Below are 22124 nucleotides of genomic sequence, written 5' to 3' on the forward strand. Positions count from 1 at the left end.
TCAAATCTCGTCGAGAAACAGCTCGAGTATCTGTTGCAGCCGCTCATGGCGGGCTTTGGCCATCTGCCGCCCCGTCCCGGTGCGAAAGCCGTCCGCCAGTTTGAAGAGCTTGGTTTCGAAATGATCGATGGCAAAGGCGCGGTCGTCAAGTGGCCGGTCCTTCGCGAGCGGATCGACCGGATCGTAAAGCGCCGAGCCCATGCGTCCGGCAATGTAAAAGCAGCGGGCTGCCCCCACCATGCCGATGGCATCCAGCCGGTCGGCATCCTGAAGGATTTTTGCCTCCAGCGTCTGCGGCTCGATATTGGCTGAAAAGCTGTGGGTGGTGATGGCGTGTGCGGCGGCGTCGATATCTTTCTGCTGCCAGCCGAGCCCGGCCAGAATGCCGGAGGCCTTTTCTGCCGCCAGCCGCGAGGCCTGCGCCCGCAGCGGCGAGTTCTTTTCCACCGCCACGCAATCATGCAACAGCACGCTGGCCGCCAGCACGGTTCCATTGCCGCCTTCGCCCGCATGGATGCGCATGGCGTTGCGGAAGACGCGGTGAATATGGGCAAGATCATGCGAGCCGTCGCCAGCATCGGCGGCATGCGGAATCAGATCCTGCGCAAGCGCCGCATAGGGCGCGAAAGCCTCGGCCGCGATCATGCCTGCGGCTTCCGGGTCAGGATTTTCTGGTAGAACAGGCCGATGCCGATCAGCACTGCGCCAAGCCCGATGAAGGACAGGGCTCTCAGCACGCCTTCAAGGTTGCTCATGTCGATCAGGAATGCCTTGGCGACAGAGATCAGCACGAAGGCGGCCGATGCCAGACGCAGGCTGCGGGCATTAAAGCGCGAGCCGAGCACTAGCAGCAGCACGCCGATCAGCAACCAGACCACCGAATAGCTGTAGGTCTCGCCCTGCATAAAACCCTTCCAGTCGGCGATGTTTTCGCCCTGCCAGAACCGGCGGACCGAAAGCGTTGCCCAGGCAAAACCGAGTGCCGCACCCGCCACCGCCAGCATGCTGACATAGGGCGGCGGACGTTTGCCGCGCGCGTAATAGGCAAGGCCGCCATAGGCGAGCGCCGGCAGGAGGTAACCGATCAGCAGCAGGTTGAGGACCGGAATGCGCCCGGTGTTTTCGCCGGTGAAATAAGGGTTGAGCGTGAAGAAATGCATCGTCAGCACGTTGATGACGGCGATCACGCCGGCAATCATCGAACCGTAACGGAAGACGGGGCTGGGGCTCTTGAGATCCAGCGTCATCAATACACCCGAGAAGCCGATGGTCAGCAGCGTGTAGATCGACTGTTCGCCAAGCGTCGGCACGCTGTTATCAAGCGTGCCGCCATTCATCGCGTGGCGGATGAGGATGGCGACGGCGAGAAGCCCCATGACGCTGGCAATCGCCTGCAGGAAGTTTTTCGCCCTGACCCCCGGCCAGTCGCGCAGCAGCCAGGCCGAGGCGACGGCCAGCAGTGCGGGAATGCCATAACCCGGCAGAAGCGCGTTGAAGACTGGTGTGGTCCCAAGATTTTGCGGCCCGACAATGGTGGGTTCCCAGGCAATGCGGCCGAGAACGGCAACACTTGCCACTGCCATGACCCAGGGCAGCACATCCCAGTTGCGGTAACGGCTGGCCAGCACATAAACAAAGCCGATGACCGAAAGCAGAACGGTTGTCGCGAGCCCTTCCGTCAGCGTGTGCAGGCTGAGCGCGAAGGCGGCAAACGAGCCGAGCACGAGAATGTTGAGCGGCTTGCGATAGACCTCTTTGTCCTGCCGGTGCAGCCACTCGGCCCCGGCAATCAGCACCAGGCCGAGGCCGAGACCATAGGCGGCGTGCAGCCAGTCGCGGCCGAGATTGCCATATTCAACGAAGCTTGCGGTTGCCAGCCAGACCGGGAACAGCGCGGCAATACCTGCCCACAGCTGGGCAAAATCCGCATCGTCAGCGCCCTTGCGTTTCAGGAAGGAGAAGGCGCAGAGCACGAAGACAGCGCCAAGACCAAGCGCCATGGCGATTTCAGCCGTATAGCCTGTTCCGACGGGCGGAAGGGTTACGCCGGTATCGTTGATAAGGCCGATGAAATCGATGCCCTGCCGCGACATCAGCGCAACCGCCGTCTGCGCGCCGAGTGCTGCGATGATGGCCGGCCACACCGCGTAGTGGCGGGCGGTACCAAGGGCCGCAAGCGCTGCGATGAGCGCCGAAACGATCAGCGCCGGGTGGGTGTCGATGCCGCCACTGGCGAACAGGAAGCCGATGGCCGGCAGGATGACGGCCATCGATACGGTGAGGTTGATGGCAAGTGACGGGCGCAACAAAAGCCTTAGGGCACGGATGGCGCGCCGCTCCGGGGCTGCGGTTTCGCCGGTTTCTACCGGCGGTGTATCGAGGTGTTTTCCGGGCCACAGGAAGATCGTACCGGCCAGCATGACGAGCAATGCAAGTGTTGGTGGTTCGGCATTGATCGTCTCGGAAAAGCCGATATAGCCGAGCGCCCAGAGGCCAAGGCCGACATTGGCAAGGGACGGAACCACGGTCCAGCCCTGCCTGCGCGCTGCGGCCGCGGTCGCCAGCCACGAGATGGTCAGGAAAACGAACAGCGCCCAGATATTCGGCGTTTCGCTGGAAATCAGCGCCGGCGTCAGCATCGAGCCAAGAAGACCGAGACCGGCCAGCGCCTGCCCATGCAGAAGCGACAGGCCAATGGTGGCAAAGGCGACAAGCCCGAGCAGGATGAAGGCGGTTCCGGAGCCGATATAGTCATAAATTCCATAGGCCGCATAAACCACGCCGAACAGCGTTAATGCGCCGGCCGCCGTCAGCACGCCGGGTACCATCGCGTTGGAATAGGCGGTGGCGATGCCCGGCACCGCCTTGCGGCGGATCGCTTCGCCGGCAAGCCCGAGAACGAGGCCGAAAATGGCGGCAAGCGAAAGCCTGACCGCTGGGCTCAGCAGCCCCGATTCGATCGAATATTTGACGAGGAAAATGCCGCCCAGCGCCAGCGCCAGCCCGCCGGCCCAGACCGCCCAGCGTGCGCCGAGCAGGCTTTCGAAGCTTTCTTTCGTGGCCGGCGCGGACGCGGTCTCGCTGGCAAGCGCCGGCGGCGCTTCTTCACGGGTTATGTCCCCAGCTTCCACTATCGCGGCGGATTCTTCCGGCTTGGAGGTGTATTCAGCTTGGGAAGCCGCTGCTTCGGGCAAATCTCCGCTTGTCTCTTCCGCCTCGAAATCCGTCTTTTCCGAGGATTCCGCGCTTTCAGCCCGTGCAGCCAAGGGAGACGTGACCCCGGCAGCCATCAGCCGCTTGAGGCTGAGGACCTCACGTTCCAGCGACTTGATTCGGCTTGAATTACGGATGCTCGCGACCAGCGTGTAGATAAAGGCCGCGATGAGGGCGAGGATGAGAAACGGGATTTCCAAACGGGCTCTCCAATTACGAAGCTGTTTTTAAAGCCCTTTTGGCGAATTTATGCAAGGCCCGGTTGATGTATGGCAGGGGGTAACATGGAGCGAGCGGGTGTCACTTGTTTCTTCTCCCCGCCGGGGAGGAGTCCGCGGCAGCGGGATGAGGGGGAAAGGGTGAGGTCCATCGCTGGCGCTGCCCCCTCATCCGACCCTTCGGGCCACCTTCTCCCCGGCGGGGAGAAGAAACAAGCGGCACCTGCTCGTTCCAATGCTGCAACCTTGAATCAGGAAGCCGCCGCCAGCCAGAGCCGTGCCGCTTCTATATCCGCAAGCCCCAGTTCATGCCCGTCATCCAGCATTTCCACCCGTGCCTCTGCGCCGCTCGCCGCAAGCCGGCCTTGCAGCTCGGTTGCTCCGTCGCGATATTTGTCGCGTTCGCCGGCGACGAGCAGGAAATTGCGGCCGGAAAGACCAGTTTGCGGCCATGTATCGAGAACCGGCATGGGCCGGTAGAGCAGGGCGTCTCCGGCAAGGTCGGGATAAAGTGCGGCAAAGGCCGCATAGAAATTTGCACCATTCGAATGGCCGATAAACCGCAGCTTCGAACGATCAACACCGTAGGAACGGATTGCACCTTCGACAAAGGCGGCAAAGGCCTCTGCTTCTGCCGCAATATCAGTCTGGTCGAAGCTGAAATCGGGGAAACGCCGGAACCAGCGGGCGATCTCTTCTTCCGTGCTGCGGCCACGCACGCCTAAAAGTGTCGCGCCGCGCGCGGCCCTGTGCGCCAGCGGCATCAGGCTCGTTTCGCTGCCGCCCGAGCCGTGCAGCAGGATGATGGTGCTGCCATCCGGTTCCTCCGGCGTATAGAACCGGTGCACGAAGGGCAGGTCGCGATAAATGATGCGCTCCTCGCCCGGCATGGAAAATTGCGGCAGGGCGACGCGCACATCCGCCTCGTCCTTCATGAACAGCGGCGGAATGAACAATTGTTTGCCGAGCGCTTCCAGCGGTTCGTCGATCGTCATGCCGGGGCCATCGGTTGCCATTTCGATCAGCACGCCGCCCGGTTCGCGGACATAAAGCGAATGGAAATACTTTCGGTCATGGGCATTGGTGGTGCTGGAATTGAGCGATTTCAGCCCGGTGAGCACCGCATTCAGCTCATCGATATCCTCGGCGCGGAAGGCGATGTGATCGACCGTGCCGGTGCCCGGCGCGCTGGACCAGAAGCCGGTGGCGTCGCGCACGTCGATGATGTCGCCGCTGTCGGAGACGAGCCGGCGGATCGCGCCGGTCTGGCTTTCCTGACGGTAGCCGAAATGTTTCTCCAGAAACGCCACGGTTTCTTCCGGTACCTCGCTCAGCATCGTCGCACCATAGATGCGGCGAATCGCGTCCTGCGCAGAAATGTCGTCCGTCACATGTGGCGTCGCATCGGCAAAGGCATGGGTGCCGACCAACTTGACGATCAGGCCGTCAGGATCTTTCAGCCGGATGACCGGCTCGCCGAATTCGTCGGATGGCCCCTCGGCGCGGATGCCGAATTTCAGTGCCCGCGTCAGCCAGAAGCCGATCGCGGCCGGATCGATCGCTACCGAGACTTCCAGTGTCTGGCCGTAACCGACGCGGCCCTGGCCGCCATCTTCCCAGACGAGAAATGTCAGAAGCGAACCGGGCGAGGCGATGTCGTCGCCATAAAGCAGGTGAAGCTGCATGGCGTCTTCGAAGCCGGCGGTGCGCTTGACCAGCTTCAAACCGAGAAAGCCGGCGTAGAAATCCACATTCGCCTGCACCTTCCGGGTGATCATGGTGATGTGGTGTATGCCCAGTGCAGAATTCATCTTGCCGTCCCGTCGTTTCGCCTGCTGTTCGTGGCCCTATTTGTCCTACGCTGCGCCTGATCCGCAACCCCGGCAAATGAGAACGCTGTGTTCTCTGCGTGAACGATGTTGCTTCCGCTTCGTTGCACGCACGCTGCGCAGAAACCGGGCTTTTTGCCTCCATATCGATCTAAGTTGCATATAAAATGAGCATACACAATAATGGCTATTTTGTATGCAATTTTATCTTGCCTTGCGGGTGGGAATTGGCTCTTATGCAACCAATCCAACAAAACCATCAGGGGGAATAGATGATCTTAACGCGCAGGTTGTTGTCCAAAGCGCTAGTCATTGCTGCCATCGGCGTTACGGCCGGAATGGTGCTGCCGGTGACGGGCGCTTATGCCGAAACGCCGGTCAAATTCACGCTCGACTGGAAATTCGAAGGCCCGGCCGCCGGCTTCCTGCTGGCGCTGGACAAGGGTTACTTCAAGGCGGAAGGCCTCGACGTCACGATCGACAGCGGCAATGGCTCGGTGGAAGCCATTCCGCGCGTGGCAACGGGCGCCTACCAGATGGGGTTTGGCGATATCAACTCGGTGATGAAGTTCCTCGACGAGGATCCGAGCCAGAAGATCAAGGCCGTTTACATGGTCTATGAGCGCCCGACTTTTGCCGTTGTCGGCCGCAAGTCGCTTGGCGTCACGGGTGATCCGAAGTCGCTGGAAGGCAAGAAGCTCGGCGCGCCGCCGCCGGATGGCGCCTTTGCGCAATGGCCGGCCTTCAGGCAGGTCGCAGGTCTTGATGAGAGCAAGATCAAGATCGAATCGATCGGTTTTCCCGTGCGTGAACCGATGCTTGCCAAGGGCGATGTCGATGCCGTCTTCGGTTTTGCTTTTTCTGTCATCCTCAACCTGAAGAAGCAGGGCATTGCCGATGACGACATCTCGACCATCCTGATGGCCGAGCACGGCTTGAATCTCTATGGCAATGCGGTGCTGGTAAACACTGATTTCGCTGAGAAAAACCCTGAAGCCGTCAAGGGCTTCCTCAAGGCACTGGCCAAGGGCTTCTCAGATTCCGTCAAGACCCCGGAAGAGGGCGTGGCGGCGGTGCTGAAGCGCAATGAGACGCTCGACAGCGCCATTGAGCTGGAGCGCCTCAACATGGCCAACAGCATGAACATCAAGACGCCCTATGTGGTGGAAAACGGCATGGGCGGCGTCGATCCGGCCCGGCTTGCCGCCTCCATCGAGACGTTGAAGGTTTCCATGGGCCTGAAGGGCAATGTGAAGGCGGAACAGGTGTTCGATGCGACCTACCTGCCAGCCAAGGAAGAACGCATGCTTCCCTGAAGGATAAAACGAGCGGGTGCCGCTTGTTTCTTCTCCCCGCCGGGGAGGAGTCCGCGGCAGCGGGATGTGGGGGCAAGGGTGCGATCTATCGCTGACGTTGCCCCCTCATCCGACCCTTCGGGCCACCTTCTCCCCGGCGGGGAGAAGAAACAAGCGGAACGGTTTTGCCATGCTCTTGAAGCCGTAGCCTCCGCAGGACAATCGAATGGGCCGAGTGGGCGCCGCTCACTTCTTCTCCCCGCCGGGGAGAAGTCCGCGGCAGCGGGATGAGGGGGCAAGCTCTAGGCCTATCGCTGACGTTGCCCCCTCATCCGACCCTTCGGGCCACCTTCTCCCCGCGCAGGGAGAAGAAACAAGCGGCGATGGCGGTAGCGCATCTAGCAACTGAAAACGGGGACTGCGATGTCACATCTCGTGGAAATAGACAATGTCGACATGCGTTATGGCGGGTCGGCCGGCACGCTGGCCGTATCCGGTTTGAACCTGACGGTCGACAAGGGTGAATTCGCCGCCGTGGTCGGCCCGTCGGGCTGCGGCAAGTCAACGCTGATGAAACTGGTGACGGGGCTGCATATTCCGCAAAAGGGCAATGTCATCGTTGCCGGGCGGCAGGTCACGGAGCCGGTCTCCATCGTTGGCATGGCGTTTCAGAACCCGACGATGCTGCCCTGGCGCACGACGTTGGAGAACATCCTGCTGCCGCTGGAAATTGTCGAAAAACACCGCCGTCGTCTGCGCGCCCACAAGGCGGAATATGTCGCAAAGGCCGAGCGCCTTCTGGAGATTGTCGGCCTGAAGGGTTTTGGCGCCAAATATCCATGGCAGCTTTCTGGCGGCATGCAGCAGCGCGCCAATCTCTGCCGCGCGCTGATCCACGAGCCGGATTTGCTGATGCTCGATGAGCCATTTGGCGCACTGGATGCCTTCACCCGCGAGGAATTGTGGTGCGTCATCCGTGACCTGCACGCCGCGCAGCGCGTGACCATCATTCTGGTAACCCACGATCTGCGCGAAGCGACTTTCCTCGCCGACAAGATTTTTGTGATGAGCGCAAGGCCGGGCCGCGTCCTGGCGGAACACCGCGTGCCGTTTGCCCGTCCGCGCCAGCTCGATCTTATGTATGACAAGGGTTTCAACGACATGGTGCAGGCACTGCATGGCGAAATCGCGCAGGCGAGGGTGGCGGCATGAGCGCGATCATGGAAAGCACCGTCACGGCCGAGCCGCGCAAGCCGCTGATTGCCCGCGTCAACTGGGTGAAGGCCGCTCCCTGGCTTTATACGCTGGCGCTCTTCGCGCTGTGGGAACTCTTGGTCTACGCGCTGAAAATGCCGCCCACCATCCTGCCGTCGCCGGTAAGGGTAGGTCAGGCCATCCTGCAATATTGGTCGCCGATCTGGAAGAATTCGCTGCAGACGCTTTATACGACGACGTTGGGCTTTGCCATCGCTGTTGTCGCCGGTCTTGCAATCGGCCTGTTCATCGGCTGGTCGAAAACCATTTATGCCGGGCTTTATCCTTTGATGATCGGCTTTAACGCCATCCCCAAGGTGGCGCTGGTGCCAATCCTCGTTATCTGGTTCGGCATCGGAACTGTTCCCGCGGTGTTGACCGCCTTCCTGATTTCCTTCTTCCCCATCGTCGTCAATGTCGCCACCGGCCTTGCCACCATCGAGCCGGAAACCGAGGACGTGCTGCGGGCGCTTGGCGCGAAGAAGATGGATATCATGCTGAAGGTCGGCATTCCGCGTTCCATGCCCTATTTCTTCGGCTCGCTGAAAATCGCCATCACGCTCGCCTTCGTCGGCTCGGTCGTCTCGGAAACCGTCGCCTCCAATTATGGCCTCGGCAACATGATGAGTTCGGCACAGAGCCAGTTCAACGTGCCGCTGGTTTTTGCCGGCCTCCTGATGCTCGCGGTGGAAGGCATCGTCATGTACGCCATCATGGCCTGGCTGGAAAAACGCATGACCGGATGGGCGCATCGCTCGACCATGGGTCAGTGAGGCTTTCTTCTCCCCGCAGGGGAGAAGGTGGCCCGAAGGGTCGGATGAGGGGGCGATAGCAGAGATATGCGGCGAGCTTGCCTCCTCAACCCGCTGCCGCGACCTTCTCCCCGGGGGGAGAAGGCGAAAGAGGCACGCGCTCGGCGTTCCTCACGCTCCGGAAAGCCGTGAGCCTGCTAGGGCTCAATGCGCCGCCATTTCCTTGACGATATCCGCGCCGTCCATCAGGAAGGGATAATAGGTCGGCCAATTGGTGACTTCGTCCAGCAGGGCCTTGCGGTCATTCCCCCAGTAGAGGTGGTAATGGCCGGCCTTTACCGGAGCGATGGAGTGGTCGCTGAACTGGATGAACTGCGGAGCGGCCTCGTCGCCGGCGGTCTTCTTGAAGATGTATCTTACGCCGCGATTGCCCTTCTTGTAGGTCAGGATTTCCTGGCCGTCACTGGCATAAGTACCCTCGACCGGTTTGCCTTCCTTGTAGAAAGCCACGCTGTCGCCCTTGATGACGATGCGGTTCACATCCGTCTTGTAACCGATGTCGTAATAGGCGCGATATTCTGCGGCCGTCTTGTCGCCATGGGCGGCTTTTTCGGCCATGACGGAATCAAGCGAACCGTTCAGCAGGTAAGGATAAACAGACTGCCAGTCGCCGTCCCAGTCGGAAAGCGTGCGCGGCTTCACCTGGGCATCCTCGAAATAACCGCTGTAAATCTTCTTTTCCGCCTCGGTCATCTGGTGCCCGTGATCGTGCCCATGGTCATGGCTGTGGGCGGCGGATTTGTTGCCGCCGGCGGCCGTGGCAGCGGCTGCCACCAGCAGCATGGAACCAAGCGCGACCGCGCCTGTGACGCGGATGAGTGTCTTCTGCATTGTTTGGCCCTCTCATATCTGTCGTCGAAAAGTCAGTTACGTAATAACATTACAATCCGACCTATAGAGACGTCTTTTGCAGGACGCAAGGCCGCGAGCTGGCGGGCGGTGATGAAAAAAAGCGCGATGGCCGGGAAAGCCACCGCGCTTGAGACATGGAGGTTGGGAAGAGAGTTTCGAGGCCTCAGGCGGGCTGTGCGCTCACTTCCGCTTTGCGTTCATCAAAGGCAAGCTTCATCGCCTTCGTCACATCGCGGGTCGTTACGAAATAACTGTCGCTGCGCACCCAATAGCGCAATTTGACCGTCGCGCTGTCGGCGCTGACGGAATCAACGAAGGTGACGGGGGCAGGGTCCAGCAGCACCCGGCTTTCGGAGCGCACCACGCGCATCAGCATATCCTGCGCAGCAGCCAAGTCCTCGTCATTGTTCACCGTCAGGCTAAGCTCGTGGCGGCGCGAGGGAAAGCGGCTGTAATTGGTGATCGGTACGTTCCAAAGGGTGGAATTGGGCGCGAGGCGATAAAGCCCGTCACTGGTTTTAAGCTCGGTGGCAAACAAACCGATTTCCACCACGGTGCCGCTGACCGTGCTGGTCTCGATATATTCACCGACCCGGAAGGGGCGCAGCACCAGAAGCATGATGCCGGCGGCAATGTTCTGCAGCGTGCCCTGCAGCGCAAGGCCGATGGCGAGACCTGCGGCACCCAGCGCCGCGAGAATGGAGGCCGTCTGCACGCCGAACTGGCCAAGCACCATGACCAGCACCAGAATAAGCACGACGTAGCGGATCGCGCCCGCGAAGAAACCGGCGAGCGTCGCATCGAAACCGCGAATGCGCGACAGGCCCTGAAAGGCCCATCGCTGCAGGAAGGTGGCGGCCAGCCAGCCGACGATCAGCAGCAGAAGCGCGCCGACGATCGAAAAGGAATATTGCACCGCCAGCGCGCTCGCCTGCCGTACGGCCGCCTGCGATGCGACGATGATATCCGTTGCCTGTTGTTCCATGAATTATCCCGTGATTTTCATTGCTGTTCAGGGTTGGTAACGAATGGGTGCCGCAGGGGTTCCGCCAAAAATCGGGCGTCAGCCGGCAAGCGGCAACACAAAAGGCACATTGCCGTCGGTATCTGCTCCCCTGCCGATCGCCTTGATTGCCTTGACCAGCCGGCCGTCACGCGCCAGCAGCCGATCGCCGATGGCGATGATGCGGGCATTGGGGGTGACATAGGGCGAGACGGCGCGCAGGCGAAGCGCAAGCGCCATTTCGTCCTGATCCGGATAAAGGCAAAGTGCGGCAATGACGGCGGCGGCCGGCGAGCGCGAAATCCCCATCCAGCAATGGATGAGCAGCGGTGCGGACTGATCCCATTCCCGGGCAAAATCGATGAGTTTCAGCACATGCGCATCATCAGGGGCGATAAGATCGCCGGTGCCCTTGAAGGCGATGTCGTTCATGGCAAGCGTCAGATGTCGGTCGGCGGCAATCACCGCCGGGCGGTGAAAATTCTGCTCCTTCGCAATCAGCGTCACCATTTCGCGGGCCTTGTGCTTCACGGCCATTTCCGCGATCCGCGACAGCGGCGATACCACGATTGCCGTCATGTCGTGCTCCCGGTCCTCGTTGCGCGCAGCGCCTCGATTGCTTCGAAACGTTGGATGAACAGTTTCTGTGCTTCCGTCGAGGGCAGGGGCGTGATGGTGAACATGTCGCGGGTGATGCCGCGCGGCAGGCCGAAGAATTTCTGCGCCTCGGCAGTGGAAAAACCGGCAAGCTCCGTCGCCTCGAAAAAGGCGGCAACCGTATCGGCCTTCTTTATGCGGTCCTTCAGATCGCGTGATGCATGCGGCGGCAGGCCGAACCGTAGATGCACGGCGGCCTCCAGCCGTTTTTCCACAGTCTTGTAGCCGCCGCCGACCACGGATTTGAACGGTGAGATCATGTCGCCGATGACATATTCCGGTGCATCATGCAGAAGCGCCATCAGCATGTCGCCGGGCGTCGCATCCGTGCACATGCGGCAGAAAATCGTCTCGACGATGAGGCTGTGCTGGGCAACGGAAAAGGCATGATCGCCGCGCGTCTGGCCGTTCCAGCGGGCAACGCGGGCAAGACCATGGGCGATATCGGCGATTTCCACGTCGAGCGGCGAAGGATCGAGCAGATCGAGCCGTCGACCGGAAAGCATGCGCTGCCAGGCGCGCGGACTTTTTGCGGGAGCCACGCCTAGTCCTCCGCCCGCGCTGCCGGATCGGCGGCCGGGAAGGAAAGGCCACTCCAGGCCGGCAGGGCCACGGTTACGGTGACATCTTCCGCAAGAAGCGGGGTGCCGGAGGCAAGCGCATCGGCAATGCGATCGATCCGCACGATGGCGAGCGCTGTGCTGCCGCAAACGGTCCCCAGCGTGCCGACCGGTTTTCCATTGGTGGTAATCTCTGTCCCGCTATCTGGAAGCGGACCTTCGGCGGAAACGGTAACGACGCGCCGCCTTGCGGTGCCGCGATGTTTCATGCGTGAGACGACTTCCTGGCCGACGAAGCAGCCCTTCTTGAAGGAAACGCCGTCATTCACATCCATCAGCACATCATGGGGAAATGCATCCTGCAGCGCGTAGTCCCGGCCGGATTCGGCAATGCCGTATTCGACGCGCAGCGCCTCATAGGCCGCAGCCTCACCGGAGGCCGAGGCGCCCGGCAGGCGGAACAGATCAACGCCGGCCTTGGCAAAACGCCCATCCCGGATGCCTGCCTCGGGCGCTTTCTCGTTCCAGAAAACGCTGACACCTTCGGCCGCTTCTGATTTCAGGTCGACGGGCGCGCGCAGCTTGTACATGGTCAGGCGGCGCAGCAGCGCATCCTGCTCGGCAGCACCCGTCTCGATCAGGTAATCCGTTCCATCGCGCGCGATCAGGAAATCGAACAGGATCTTGCCCTGCGGCGTCAGCAGCGCCGAAGCGCGGGCTTCGCCCTCGCCCAAATTTTCAACATCGGCGGTGATGAGATTATTCAGAAATTCCTCGGCGCCTGTGCCGGAAACTCTGATCAGGCGGCGGTCGGCAAGAAAGGCGGAAGGCATGGCGTCACCGTTCGGTTCATCGAGACTGCGCGATCTCCGGCAAAATGCAGATGCACTTCGCCGGACGGCTCATTCCGCACAGTTAGGATTTTTACCGGAGAACGGCAAGCACTTGGAGGCGATCAATCGCCGGCGGTGAAGAACTTCCACTTGCCATCAGGCGAAATGCCGATGCGGTAAAAGCTGTAATTGCCATATTCCTGCATATCCGCCAGATCGCCCGCCGTGATGATACGCAGCAGTTCCACCTTCTCCGGTGGTGTCAGCGTATTCAGCGGCTTCCCGGCGAAATAGGGGAAGACGTAGGCTTCGTCCGGCGTGCCGGCATCGATATGGGCATAACCAGTCGACAGCAGGTCGATGATGATCGCCAGCACTTCCAGCCCGTCGGGATCACCGGAATAGCTTTTCAGCGCCGCGATCGGGTCTTCGCTGTCACTACCGTCGATGCGGAATTCGTTCTCGCCGGCGGCGATGAAGGGCCGCAATTTTTCGATATCACCCGAAGCGGCGGCGTCGATGATCTGCTGGCGCAGCTTGCGAACGGCTTCCGGGGCCTTGGAAATGTCGTGCTCGATGACGACGGACATTTCCGGAGCATTGTCCGGTTTGGAGGATTGCTGTTTGGTCTGGGCAGCGGAACGGTCGACCAGGGGGTCGGGCAGGGGAATGCCTTCCGAATCGCCTTCGATTTCGTCCGGCTCCGCGGGCTGGGCCTGCTGCGGCTGATCGCCGTTCTGGGCCTGCGGCTCGCTTTCGGTGTTTTGCGCCGGTTTAAGCTCGGAAAGGGCGAAAGCGCGGTTCGGCAAGCCAATCGACCCGGCGGTCAAAGCAAGCACGATGGACAGCATGGCGGAAGAGCGCAAAAGCCCCTTGCTCAGGCAAGACATGATAGACCCCGGCTTTACTGTATCACCCGCTGCGGAGAAAATTCGCCTTCAAGCATACGCTGGCGCAGCGATTCCAGCATTGCTTCCGCACCGGCTTCGCCATGCATGCGGATGGTTTCGCGCATGGCCAGAGCAATGGCGGCATCGGCGATGATCTCAGGCTCGATGCCGTCGGCCATGCCGTCAGCCCATGCCTCGTTCTGGTGTTCCAGAGCGACCTGCATCTTTTCATGCACGATCATATCGTCGATTTCGTTACGGCTCGTCTGCATTTTTCATCCTCGACAGGGCGGGCAAGTCCTTACCACCCTGTTAACAACACTAGCAGCCTTTTATCAAAACGGCACGGGCTGCGGCGAAAAGAGGTTAACAATCCTCTAATTTCCGAACCTGGACGCGATTTCCTGAGCGAGTGTTGCCCCTTCGTTACGGTAGTTCTCTTCTGCCATGACGGCGGCGCGTGTGCAACTGGTGTGGATGGCCGCAAAGGAGCGGTATCCACGGTTGAATGCAGCCGTCATGCGCTGGCGTCTTTCGGGTTCGTTGGCCGTGTCCGCAGCCAGAAGATCGCTCATCGATCTGCGCCAGTCCTCCGGACCGGAAGAGGGGCACAGGGTTCTCAGATATTGCACCGCGCCCAGTATTTCGGAAAGCCGTGCCAGCTTGTCGTCATAGGGAGCGGGTTTGGGCGGCGTCACTTCCGCAGGGCGCACTTCCTTGGAAGCCGCCTTTGAAGGCTGCGCATAAGCGATGCCTTCTTGCCTGGCCGGCAACATGGCCAGGAAAAGAGACAGGAAAATGGTTGATCGTATCAAAATTCTATTCTGCCCCACACATACGCGTGAACTGCTGGCTGGTGAACATCCGGCGGGCGGACATGCCCTAAATAATCGCGATTCTTGCTGGCTGGCAATCATGCAAGCAGGCGCTCGGCGCATTCGACGACGCTTTCAGGCGCCGGCAGCCGGCGGATTTCCGCCAATGTGTACCAGCCCGCATCCGCCGCATCGTCGGCCGCCGTCACTGCCGGATCGGCATCCGTTTCCACTGTGAAGACCGACAGGAAATAATGGCTGGTCAGCACGCCGTCTGCGTCGCGCGACGGCAGGTCATATGTCGCGAAAAGTTGCGGTTTGCGCGCGAGGATGCCGGTTTCCTCATGAAGTTCGCGAATCGCCGTCTCCGCCGGTGTTTCCCCCTCTTCGCCGCGCCCGCCCGGAAAAGCAAACATGTCCTTTGACGGCGGATTGGCGCGGCGCACGAGAAGCAGCCGGTCGCCATTCCTGACGATGGCGGAGGAGGCGGGGCGGGGCTTGATGCGAAGGGTCATAAAGGGTTTCACTCGTTTCGGCCGTCTGGGGCCTGTCTGCATATTGTGGTGCGAGAGCACCGATGCGCCCTTTCGGATGAGGCGCGGAGGCTCTAACCTGTTGCGAACAACACGCCCCATTGTGCACGCAGAAGACGGTGGAATGAAGGTCTATCTTATCTATGTATTGGCGGCACTTGCGGAAATCGCCGGTTGCTTTTCCTTCTGGGCCTGGCTGAAACTCGGCAAGCCTGTCTGGATATTATTGCCGGGCATGCTGTCGCTTGCCGCTTTCGCCTGGCTATTGGCACTGGTGCCGACCGAGACGGCGGGCAGAGCCTATGCCGCCTATGGCGGGATTTACATCGCCGCATCGCTTCTCTGGCTCTGGGGCGTTGAAGGGCAATTGCCGGATGAATGGGATGTCGCCGGCGGCGCCGTTTGCCTCGCCGGCACGGCCATCATCCTGTTCGGTCCACGCGCCTGAGGAGAAGAAGATGTGCGGACGTTTTGTCCTGAAGGCGACGCCGGAAGAAATCGCCGATTATCTCGATCTGATCGGGCTTGAGGATTTTCCCGCCCGTTTCAACATTGCGCCCACCCAGCCGGTTCTGGTGGTGCTGGAAGGCGAGCGGCAGGAGCGCGGCAGCAACCTGCCCAACCGCCGGGCGGTGCTGGTCCGCTGGGGCTTTCTGCCGGGCTGGGTGAAGGACCCCAAGGATTTTCCCCTGCTGATCAATGCGCGCTCGGAAACCGCCATCGGCAAGGCATCCTTCCGCGCCGCCATGCGCCATCGTCGCGTGCTCATTCCCGCCACCGGCTTTTACGAATGGCGACGGCCACCCAAGGAAGAGGGCGGCAAGCCGCAACCCTATTTCATCCGCCCGAAAAACGGCGGCATCGTCGCCTTTGCCGGCCTCATGGAAACATGGTCTTCCGCTGACGGATCTGAAGTTGATACCGGCGCAATCCTGACGACGGCCGCCAATGCCGCAATCGGCCGTATTCACGACCGCATGCCTGTCGTCATCGCGCCCGAGGATTTCAGCCGCTGGCTGGACTGCAAGACGCAGGAACCGCGCGAGGTGGCCGATCTGATGCGGCCGGCCCAGGACGATTTCTTCGAGATGATCCCGGTGTCCGACAAGGTCAACAAGGTCGCCAATGTCGGCCCCGATCTCATCGAGCCGGTGCCGGAAAGCGCGCCGCTGGCCAAGATCAAGCCGCCGAAGGACGAGGGGCAGATGTCGCTGTTCTGACGTGATTCCCAAGGCCCGTGATTCCAAAGGCCAATGACTAGGGCCGGACGTTGCTGCTTGTTTCTCCTCCCCGAGGGGGAGAAGGCGGCCCGAAGGGTCGGATGAGGGGGCGACGCCATCGAGAAACCGAGAGCTCGCCTCCTCATCCCGCTGCCGCGGACTTCTCCCCCTCGGGGAGAAGAAACAAGCGGCATTCGCTCATTTCTAACATGGTGAAGCGGATTCGATTTGGCGACGCTGGCATTCTTGGGGCAGTAATGAAGGGGCAGGATATCGCCCCTTGTTTCTTCTCCCCGGTCGGGGAGAAGGTGGCCCGAAGGGTCGGATGAGGGGGCGACGCCAGCGAGAGACGGAGAGCTTGCCCCCTCATCCCGCTTCCGCGGACTTCTCCCCGGCGGGGAGAAGAAATATGCGGCACTCGCTCGGCCCATGACCCTGTCTACGGGAAAATCTCAGCCGTTCTGCCCCATCTTCTGCAGGCCTTCCTGGATCATCACGTCGGAATACACCCGGTTGCGGCCATTCGCCTTGGCGAGATAGAGCAGCTGGTCGGCGGCATTCAGCTGGTTGTCGAAAGGTTCGCCCTTTTCGATTTCCACCACGCCGAGCGAAATCGTCAGCGCTAGGCTGCTGCCGCTCAGCTGGCGGCCGTTGTTTTCAACGGCGCAGCGCAGTTCCTCGCAGAACTGATAGGCGGCATGGGCATCCAGCCCACGCAGGAACACGGCGAACTCTTCGCCGCCGAGACGGGCGGGAATATGGCGCTTCTCATGGCACATGTCGTGCAGCAGTTCGGCAAGCTTCTTCAGCGCCCGGTCGCCGGCATCGTGCCCGAGCGTGTCGTTGATCTTCTTGAAATGGTCGATGTCGAGAATGGCGACCGCGCCGTTTTCGTCGTTGTCGTTGATGATATCCATCAACGCCCGGGTACGCTCGAAGAAGGAGCGGCGGTTCGGCAGGCCGGTCAGATGGTCTCGTTCGGCCAGTTCGCGCAGGCGTTTCAGCTGCTTCAGCGTTTCGATATTATTGTCGATACGGCACTGCAACTCTTCCGGCACGAAGGGGCGATAAACGAAATCGGATGCGCCTGCCTTGAGGAAACTGGCCGAAAGCAGCCGGTCGGTGGAGGACGAGATGCCGATCACCCGCAGATCCTCCGAGGAACGGCTGTCGCAGATGCGGCGCGTCAGCTCATAACCGTCCATGTCAGGCATATGATAATCGGTGATGACGAGCTGGATTGAGGGATCCTGTGACAGGATTTCCAGCGCCCGGTTGCCCGAATGGGCCTCGCTGACCTTGAAATTCTGCCGTTCCAATATTTCCACCAGGCCGGAACGCGCCGTGCGCGCATCATCGACCACCAGAACGGAAAAGCGCCGGTTGGTCAAAATCCGATCGACGGTCTTGACCACCGCATCGACGGTGCGATGCCCGTCCTTGACGATATAATCGATGATCTTCTTTTCGGCGTAACGTTTGCGCGCCTCTTCATCCACCGTTGCGGTGAAGACGATCGCCGGCACCTTGCGCTCGGAAAGAAGGCCTAAAATCTCGCCCTTCGGCGCGTCGGGCAGATTGAGCCCCGTCAGCGCCAACGTAAAATCATGGACGCTCAGAAGGGCATCGGCGGCAGCCATGCTGTCACAATGAATGACCTCAGCCTCGGTCTCTTCCGAGAGCCGCGACTTCAGCAGCATGGAAAGAGCAACGGAATCTTCAATCAGAAGGATTTTATCCTGCATGGCCGTCCCAAGCCCCCCTGGCCTGTCTTCACAATCTTTCCTGAACACCGGATATTCGTCATCCGCATGTCTGCGGATTTGGAAGTCGGCTTATGCATTGTTTTGGAAAAAACTGCGAAAAATAGAAAATTCTTTGTTATTCACTAGTCTATACGTTTGCGCTCGTACAGACGTTTCGTAGAGGCCGCGCTTTTTACTTCATTTTCGTTGCGGCTTCGTTACAAAAAGTTCCTGAATTTATGAATACCGGTCGTTCATGCTGCATGCCAGATAAAAAACGGCGCCGTTAAAGGCGCCGCGCGATTGCTGAAGTTCTGCCGGGGAATGTTGATTCTTGACCCGATGCACCAGATGATCCGAAAACCGCTGGCCAAAAAAACTTAATGTTTTCAGGCGGGTTTGACGGCTGGCTTGCGCTTCAGCATCAGGGCTGCGGCCGCGACGGCCTTCAGTCCAAGCGGGCGGTAGTGGCTTTTGAGGTCCGGCTTCGCCTGCGGCTGTGCCTTCGTCTCGTTCGTCATTTCTTTTCTCCATAATTCACGCCATTCGCCGGTGCGAAGCGTGTGAAGCCCCTTTCTCGGGGGTAATCTTGACGGATTCGAGGCGAAAAAAAATGAAGCCGGCTTTGAGGGATGCGACATTTTGTGCCACATCCACCGGCAAGGTCCTGCAGGAAAAATAAACCTATGGTTTCAAATACCGCGATCGAGGCCGTTTCCGCCATTCGCCTCATCATGCGCGTCTTCTTCGATGGTCAGCGTGCCATAGCGGCGGTGCCACAGGCGGGCGCTGATGGGAATGAAGACGAGATAAGCGGCAACGGTCAGAACCAGCACTTCCCAGGTGAAGCTCATCAGCATCGCCACGTAGAGCACGACGACGAGGATCATCGGCAGCACCAGATCGCGGCGAATGCGGCTGGTGCCTGATTTTCCCGACCAGACCGGCAGGCGGCTGATGAGGAGGTAACCGATCAGTACGGTATAGGCGGCGGCGACATAGGCGAAGGGCTTGTCCGGCTCCACGCCGAGGAAGCCGAGATAGACCGGCAGAAGCACCAGCATGGCGCCCATGGGAGCCGGAACACCCACGAAGAATTCGTTCTGCCAGGGCGCTTTCACCGGCCGTTCGATCATCACGTTGAAGCGCGCCAGGCGCAGGCCGGCGGCAATGACATAGATGAGCGCGGCGATCCAGCCGATGGAGCGCGCCTGATCGAGCAGATAGGCATAGACCACGAGGGCAGGGGCGACACCGAAATTGACGATGTCGGCCAGACTATCCATCTGTTCGCCAAATTTGGAGGTCGCCTTCATCATCCGGGCGATGCGCCCGTCGATGCCGTCGAGGAAGGCGGCGAGCAGCACCATGCCGACGGCCAGCTCAAAGCGGCCTTCGATGGCGAGACGCACGCCGCTCAGGCCCGCACAGATGGCCAGAACGGTGATGAGATTGGGTATCACGAGGCGGAAGGGAATTTCCCGCAGACGTGGACCCCGGCCGCTATCCTTGCGGCCCTCCTGTTTTCCGTTCTGTTGCGGCTCGGCGATCGGCGTTTCCATGGCGCATGCCCTTCCTGATTGTCATCAGCCGCGGCGGCTGATGACCGGGCCTTTGGCGGAGCCGAATTCGGCAAGTACGGTTTCACCGGCAACGGCCGTCTGGCCGACGGAAACGCGTGGCTGGAAACCTTCAGGCAGGAAGATGTCGAGACGCGAACCGAAGCGGATAAGGCCGAAACGCTCACCGGCATCAACTGGTTCATTCGGCTTGACCCAGCAGACGATACGACGGGCAACCATGCCGGCGATCTGCACCACGCCGACCTTGCCATGCGCCGTCTCGATGACGAGACCGTTGCGCTCATTGTCTTCGGAAGCCTTGTCCACTTCCGCATTGAGGAAGAGGCCGGGGCGATAGGCAACATTGACGATGCGGCCGCGTACCGGCGCGCGGTTCACATGGCAGTTGAACACGTTCATGAATACCGAGATGCGCACCATCGGCTCCTTGCCGAGTTCCAGCTCCAGCGGCGGAACGACGGTCTGCACGGCGGAAACCTTGCCATCGGCGGGGCTGATGATCAGGTCGTCATCCTGTGGTGTGACGCGCTCGGGGTCGCGGAAGAAATAGGCGCACCAGGCCGTCAGTATGAGACCGACCCAGAATAGCGGTTCGGAAATCCAGCCGAGCACCAGCGATGCGACGAAGAAGGCCGCGACGAAGACGTAACCTTCCTTGTGGATCGGTACGATGGTGTTGCGAATGGTGTCGAACAGACTCATGAGATTCCTTGCTCCGGTTTCCGTTGTCGCGTCTATATGTGGTCGTGATACGACACGATCCACACGGCAATGCGACAAATTTTGCCTAGCTGGTTACAGCCAAACGACCCGCCCGGCAATGGCCCGGTGGATATGCGACCCCGGTTGTCAGGGGTTTATGCCCGTCAATGCGCCGGTTCGCCGCGGTCCACGACGCCGAGATCGTCGGTTTCGCGAACGTGGCGCAGCATCTCTTCCGCCCGGATGGCTTCGCGCTGGCGGCTCCACATCGAGGCGTAGAGGCCGTTCTGCGCCATCAGCGAGGCGTGTGTTCCACGCTCGGCGATCAGCCCTTCCTTCAGCACGATGATTTCGTCGGCGTGGATGACGGTGGAGAGGCGGTGGGCGATGACCAGTGTGGTGCGGTTTTTCGAGACGATGTCGAGCGCGCTCTGGATCTCCTGCTCGGTATGCGTATCGAGCGCCGAAGTCGCCTCATCGAGAATGAGGATCGGCGGGGCTTTGAGAATGGTTCGGGCAATCGCAACGCGCTGCTTTTCACCACCCGACAGTTTCAGGCCCCGTTCGCCGACCATGGTCGCGTAACCCTCCGGCAGTTTGCCGATGAAGGCGCTGATCTGCGCCGCATCCGCTGCGGCCATCACCTCCTCCTGCGTTGCCGAGGGGCGACCGTAACGGATGTTGTAGGCAAGCGTGTCGTTGAACAGCACGGTATCCTGCGGCACCATGCCGATCACCGAACGCAGGCTCTTTTGCGTCACGTTGCGAATATCCTGCCCGTCGATTGTGACGGCGCCTTCCTGGATATCGTAGAAACGATAAAGCAGCCGCGAGATCGTTGATTTTCCCGCACCCGAGGGCCCAACGATCGCCACCGTCTTGCCGGCCGGTACATCGAAGGAAACACCCTTCAAAATCGGCCTTTCGGGATCATAGGCAAAATGCACGTCGCGGAACGAGATGGCGCCTGGTCCGGCGCCAAGCGGTTTCGCATCCGCCCGGTCGGTAACCTCGGCCTCGACCTCGAGAAGGTCGAACATCTGCTCTATGTCGGTCAGACCCTGACGGATTTCACGATAGACAAAACCGATGAAGTTCAGCGGCACGGAAAGCTGCAGCAGCAGCGCATTGACGAAGACGAAATCGCCGATGGTCTGTTCGCCGCGCTGCACGGCGAGCGCCGACATCACCATCATGACGGTGGAACCAATGCCGAAGATCACGCCCTGGCCGAAGTTCAGCCAGCCGAGCGAGGTCCAGATCGAGATCGCCGATTTTTCGTAACGCTCCATCGCAACGTCGAAGCGCTTCGCCTCCATCTCCTCGTTACCGAAATATTTGACGGTCTCGAAATTCAGAAGCGAGTCGATTGCCTTGGTATTGGCGTCGGTGTCGCTGTCATTCATGGCGCGGCGGATGGAGATGCGCCAGTTGCTGGCCCGGACGGTGAACCAGATATAGGCCCAGACGGTGATGACGGTAACCAGCACATAGGAAAAACCGTAGGACGCCCAGAAAATAACCGCCGTCAGCAGGAATTCGATGAAGGTCGGCGCGGTGTTGAGAATGGTGAAACGGACAATGGTTTCGATGCCCTTGGTGCCACGCTCGATAACCCGCGAAAGCCCGCCGGTCTTGCGTTCCAGATGGAAACGCAGGGAAAGCCGGTGCATGTGCACGAAGGTTCGATAAGCCAGCTGGCGCACCGCATGCTGGCCGACGCTGGCAAACAGCGAATCGCGCAGCTGGTTGAGCCCGACCTGTATCAGCCGCGTCAGATTATAGGCGATCACCAGTGCGACCGCGCCAAGCAGGAAGGCCGGAACCAGCCCTGCCATGTCTAGTTTGCCGTTCAGTGCATCCGTTGCCCATTTGAAGAAATAGGGAACGGCGATCAACACCAGCTTGGCGACGACAAGGAACACTGTTGCCCAGATCACCCGCATCTTCAGGTCCCATCGGCCCTCCGGCCACATATAGGGCCAGAGATTGATCAGGGTCTGGGTCGGATTGCTGGAATCCGCCGAAATGGTTTTTTTCTTCGTGGCCATCATTCTCTCCGGTCACTGCCGGAAGCCGACAGCATGACGGCGGCTTTCGCCGCCGTGCT

At 60.4% G+C, this 22124-nt stretch carries 22 protein-coding genes; 5 read left to right on the plus strand and 17 right to left on the minus strand.

Translation table 11 applies throughout. From position 1 onward, the window contains the following. From PL640_RS04790 to PL640_RS04800, 3 genes are all read right to left on the minus strand, one after another. Positions 1–645 (minus strand): HD domain-containing protein, encoded by a 645-nt coding sequence (locus PL640_RS04790; protein ID WP_271360960.1) that lies wholly within the window; start codon positions 643–645, stop codon positions 1–3. Beyond that, on the minus strand, positions 642–3413 hold the full coding sequence (locus PL640_RS04795; RefSeq protein ID WP_271360961.1) for a DUF2339 domain-containing protein: 2772 nt from the start codon (positions 3411–3413) through the stop codon (positions 642–644). Before PL640_RS04795 ends, PL640_RS04790 begins: the two co-directional genes overlap by 4 nt. Before the next feature lie 269 nt (positions 3414–3682). Continuing rightward, positions 3683–5242, minus strand: coding sequence for a VOC family protein (locus tag PL640_RS04800; RefSeq protein ID WP_271360962.1), 1560 nt, complete (start codon positions 5240–5242; stop codon positions 3683–3685). Between the two features lie 290 nt (positions 5243–5532). Between PL640_RS04800 and PL640_RS04805 the strand changes: the two genes are divergently transcribed. From PL640_RS04805 to PL640_RS04815, 3 genes are all read left to right on the plus strand, one after another. Further along, positions 5533–6576, plus strand: a complete 1044-nt coding sequence (locus tag PL640_RS04805) for an ABC transporter substrate-binding protein (protein WP_271360963.1) — start codon at positions 5533–5535, stop codon at positions 6574–6576. Positions 6577–6978: 402 nt separating this feature from the next. Beyond that, positions 6979–7767 carry an ABC transporter ATP-binding protein gene (locus PL640_RS04810; RefSeq protein WP_269698380.1) on the plus strand — a complete coding sequence of 263 codons (789 nt, stop codon included), beginning with the start codon at positions 6979–6981 and terminating at the stop codon, positions 7765–7767. After that, the gene (locus PL640_RS04815; RefSeq protein ID WP_142839458.1) at positions 7764–8582 is read left to right on the plus strand and encodes an ABC transporter permease; all 819 of its coding nucleotides are present in this window, start codon (positions 7764–7766) and stop codon (positions 8580–8582) included. Before PL640_RS04810 ends, PL640_RS04815 begins: the two co-directional genes overlap by 4 nt. Before the next feature lie 183 nt (positions 8583–8765). Here PL640_RS04815 and PL640_RS04820 read toward each other — a convergent pair whose 3' ends face one another. The 9 genes from PL640_RS04820 to PL640_RS04860 form a co-directional block, all read right to left on the minus strand. Further along, on the minus strand, positions 8766–9452 hold the full coding sequence (locus PL640_RS04820) for a metal-binding protein ZinT (RefSeq protein WP_271360964.1): 687 nt from the start codon (positions 9450–9452) through the stop codon (positions 8766–8768). A gap of 184 nt (positions 9453–9636) precedes the next feature. Then, a complete protein-coding gene (locus tag PL640_RS04825; protein WP_142839460.1) occupies positions 9637–10458 on the minus strand; it encodes a mechanosensitive ion channel family protein in 822 nt (273 codons plus the stop codon). 78 nt (positions 10459–10536) lie between these two features. Then, positions 10537–11055, minus strand: a complete 519-nt coding sequence (locus PL640_RS04830) for a tyrosine phosphatase family protein (protein ID WP_271360965.1) — start codon at positions 11053–11055, stop codon at positions 10537–10539. Then, complete coding sequence (locus PL640_RS04835) at positions 11052–11675, minus strand: HD family hydrolase (protein WP_271360966.1); 624 nt, start codon at positions 11673–11675, stop codon at positions 11052–11054. The genes PL640_RS04830 and PL640_RS04835 overlap by 4 nt, the downstream gene beginning before the upstream one ends. A gap of 2 nt (positions 11676–11677) precedes the next feature. Beyond that, positions 11678–12526, minus strand: coding sequence for a CAF17-like 4Fe-4S cluster assembly/insertion protein YgfZ (gene ygfZ / locus PL640_RS04840; RefSeq protein WP_271360967.1), 849 nt, complete (start codon positions 12524–12526; stop codon positions 11678–11680). 122 nt (positions 12527–12648) lie between these two features. Next, positions 12649–13416 carry a hypothetical protein gene (locus PL640_RS04845; protein ID WP_271360968.1) on the minus strand — a complete coding sequence of 256 codons (768 nt, stop codon included), beginning with the start codon at positions 13414–13416 and terminating at the stop codon, positions 12649–12651. A 14-nt stretch (positions 13417–13430) separates the two neighbouring features. Continuing rightward, entirely contained in the window at positions 13431–13688 is a 258-nt protein-coding gene (locus PL640_RS04850; protein WP_003496894.1) for a hypothetical protein, read from the minus strand. Between the two features lie 105 nt (positions 13689–13793). After that, on the minus strand, positions 13794–14231 hold the full coding sequence (locus PL640_RS04855) for a TIGR02301 family protein (protein ID WP_271360969.1): 438 nt from the start codon (positions 14229–14231) through the stop codon (positions 13794–13796). Positions 14232–14329: 98 nt separating this feature from the next. Continuing rightward, complete coding sequence (locus PL640_RS04860) at positions 14330–14746, minus strand: NUDIX hydrolase (protein WP_271360970.1); 417 nt, start codon at positions 14744–14746, stop codon at positions 14330–14332. A 142-nt stretch (positions 14747–14888) separates the two neighbouring features. On the opposite strand from PL640_RS04860, the gene PL640_RS04865 reads away from it, so the two are divergent. Together PL640_RS04865 and PL640_RS04870 are read left to right on the plus strand one after the other, a co-directional pair. Beyond that, positions 14889–15212 (plus strand): YnfA family protein, encoded by a 324-nt coding sequence (locus tag PL640_RS04865; RefSeq protein ID WP_271360971.1) that lies wholly within the window; start codon positions 14889–14891, stop codon positions 15210–15212. A gap of 10 nt (positions 15213–15222) precedes the next feature. Further along, positions 15223–15984, plus strand: coding sequence for an SOS response-associated peptidase (locus tag PL640_RS04870; RefSeq protein WP_271360972.1), 762 nt, complete (start codon positions 15223–15225; stop codon positions 15982–15984). Between the two features lie 452 nt (positions 15985–16436). On the opposite strand, the gene PL640_RS04875 is transcribed toward PL640_RS04870, so the two are convergent. The 5 genes from PL640_RS04875 to PL640_RS04895 all read right to left on the minus strand — a co-directional run bounded on the left by PL640_RS04875 (position 16437) and on the right by PL640_RS04895 (position 22065). Continuing rightward, positions 16437–17729, minus strand: a complete 1293-nt coding sequence (locus tag PL640_RS04875; protein ID WP_271360973.1) for a GGDEF domain-containing response regulator — start codon at positions 17727–17729, stop codon at positions 16437–16439. Positions 17730–18118: 389 nt separating this feature from the next. Then, complete coding sequence (locus PL640_RS04880; RefSeq protein ID WP_256367995.1) at positions 18119–18250, minus strand: hypothetical protein; 132 nt, start codon at positions 18248–18250, stop codon at positions 18119–18121. Between the two features lie 171 nt (positions 18251–18421). Next, positions 18422–19291, minus strand: coding sequence for a CDP-diacylglycerol--serine O-phosphatidyltransferase (gene pssA, locus PL640_RS04885; RefSeq protein WP_269698360.1), 870 nt, complete (start codon positions 19289–19291; stop codon positions 18422–18424). Positions 19292–19315: 24 nt separating this feature from the next. Beyond that, positions 19316–20050, minus strand: a complete 735-nt coding sequence (locus tag PL640_RS04890; RefSeq protein WP_271361455.1) for a phosphatidylserine decarboxylase — start codon at positions 20048–20050, stop codon at positions 19316–19318. A gap of 128 nt (positions 20051–20178) precedes the next feature. Continuing rightward, positions 20179–22065: an ABCB family ABC transporter ATP-binding protein/permease gene (locus PL640_RS04895; protein WP_269698359.1), complete on the minus strand. Its 1887-nt coding sequence runs from the start codon at positions 22063–22065 to the stop codon at positions 20179–20181. Between the last annotated feature and the right edge of the window lie 59 nt (positions 22066–22124).

The sequence above is a fragment of the Agrobacterium sp. ST15.16.024 genome (assembly GCF_027956545.1).
GTDB classification, from domain to species: Bacteria; Pseudomonadota; Alphaproteobacteria; order Rhizobiales; family Rhizobiaceae; genus Agrobacterium; species Agrobacterium cucumeris.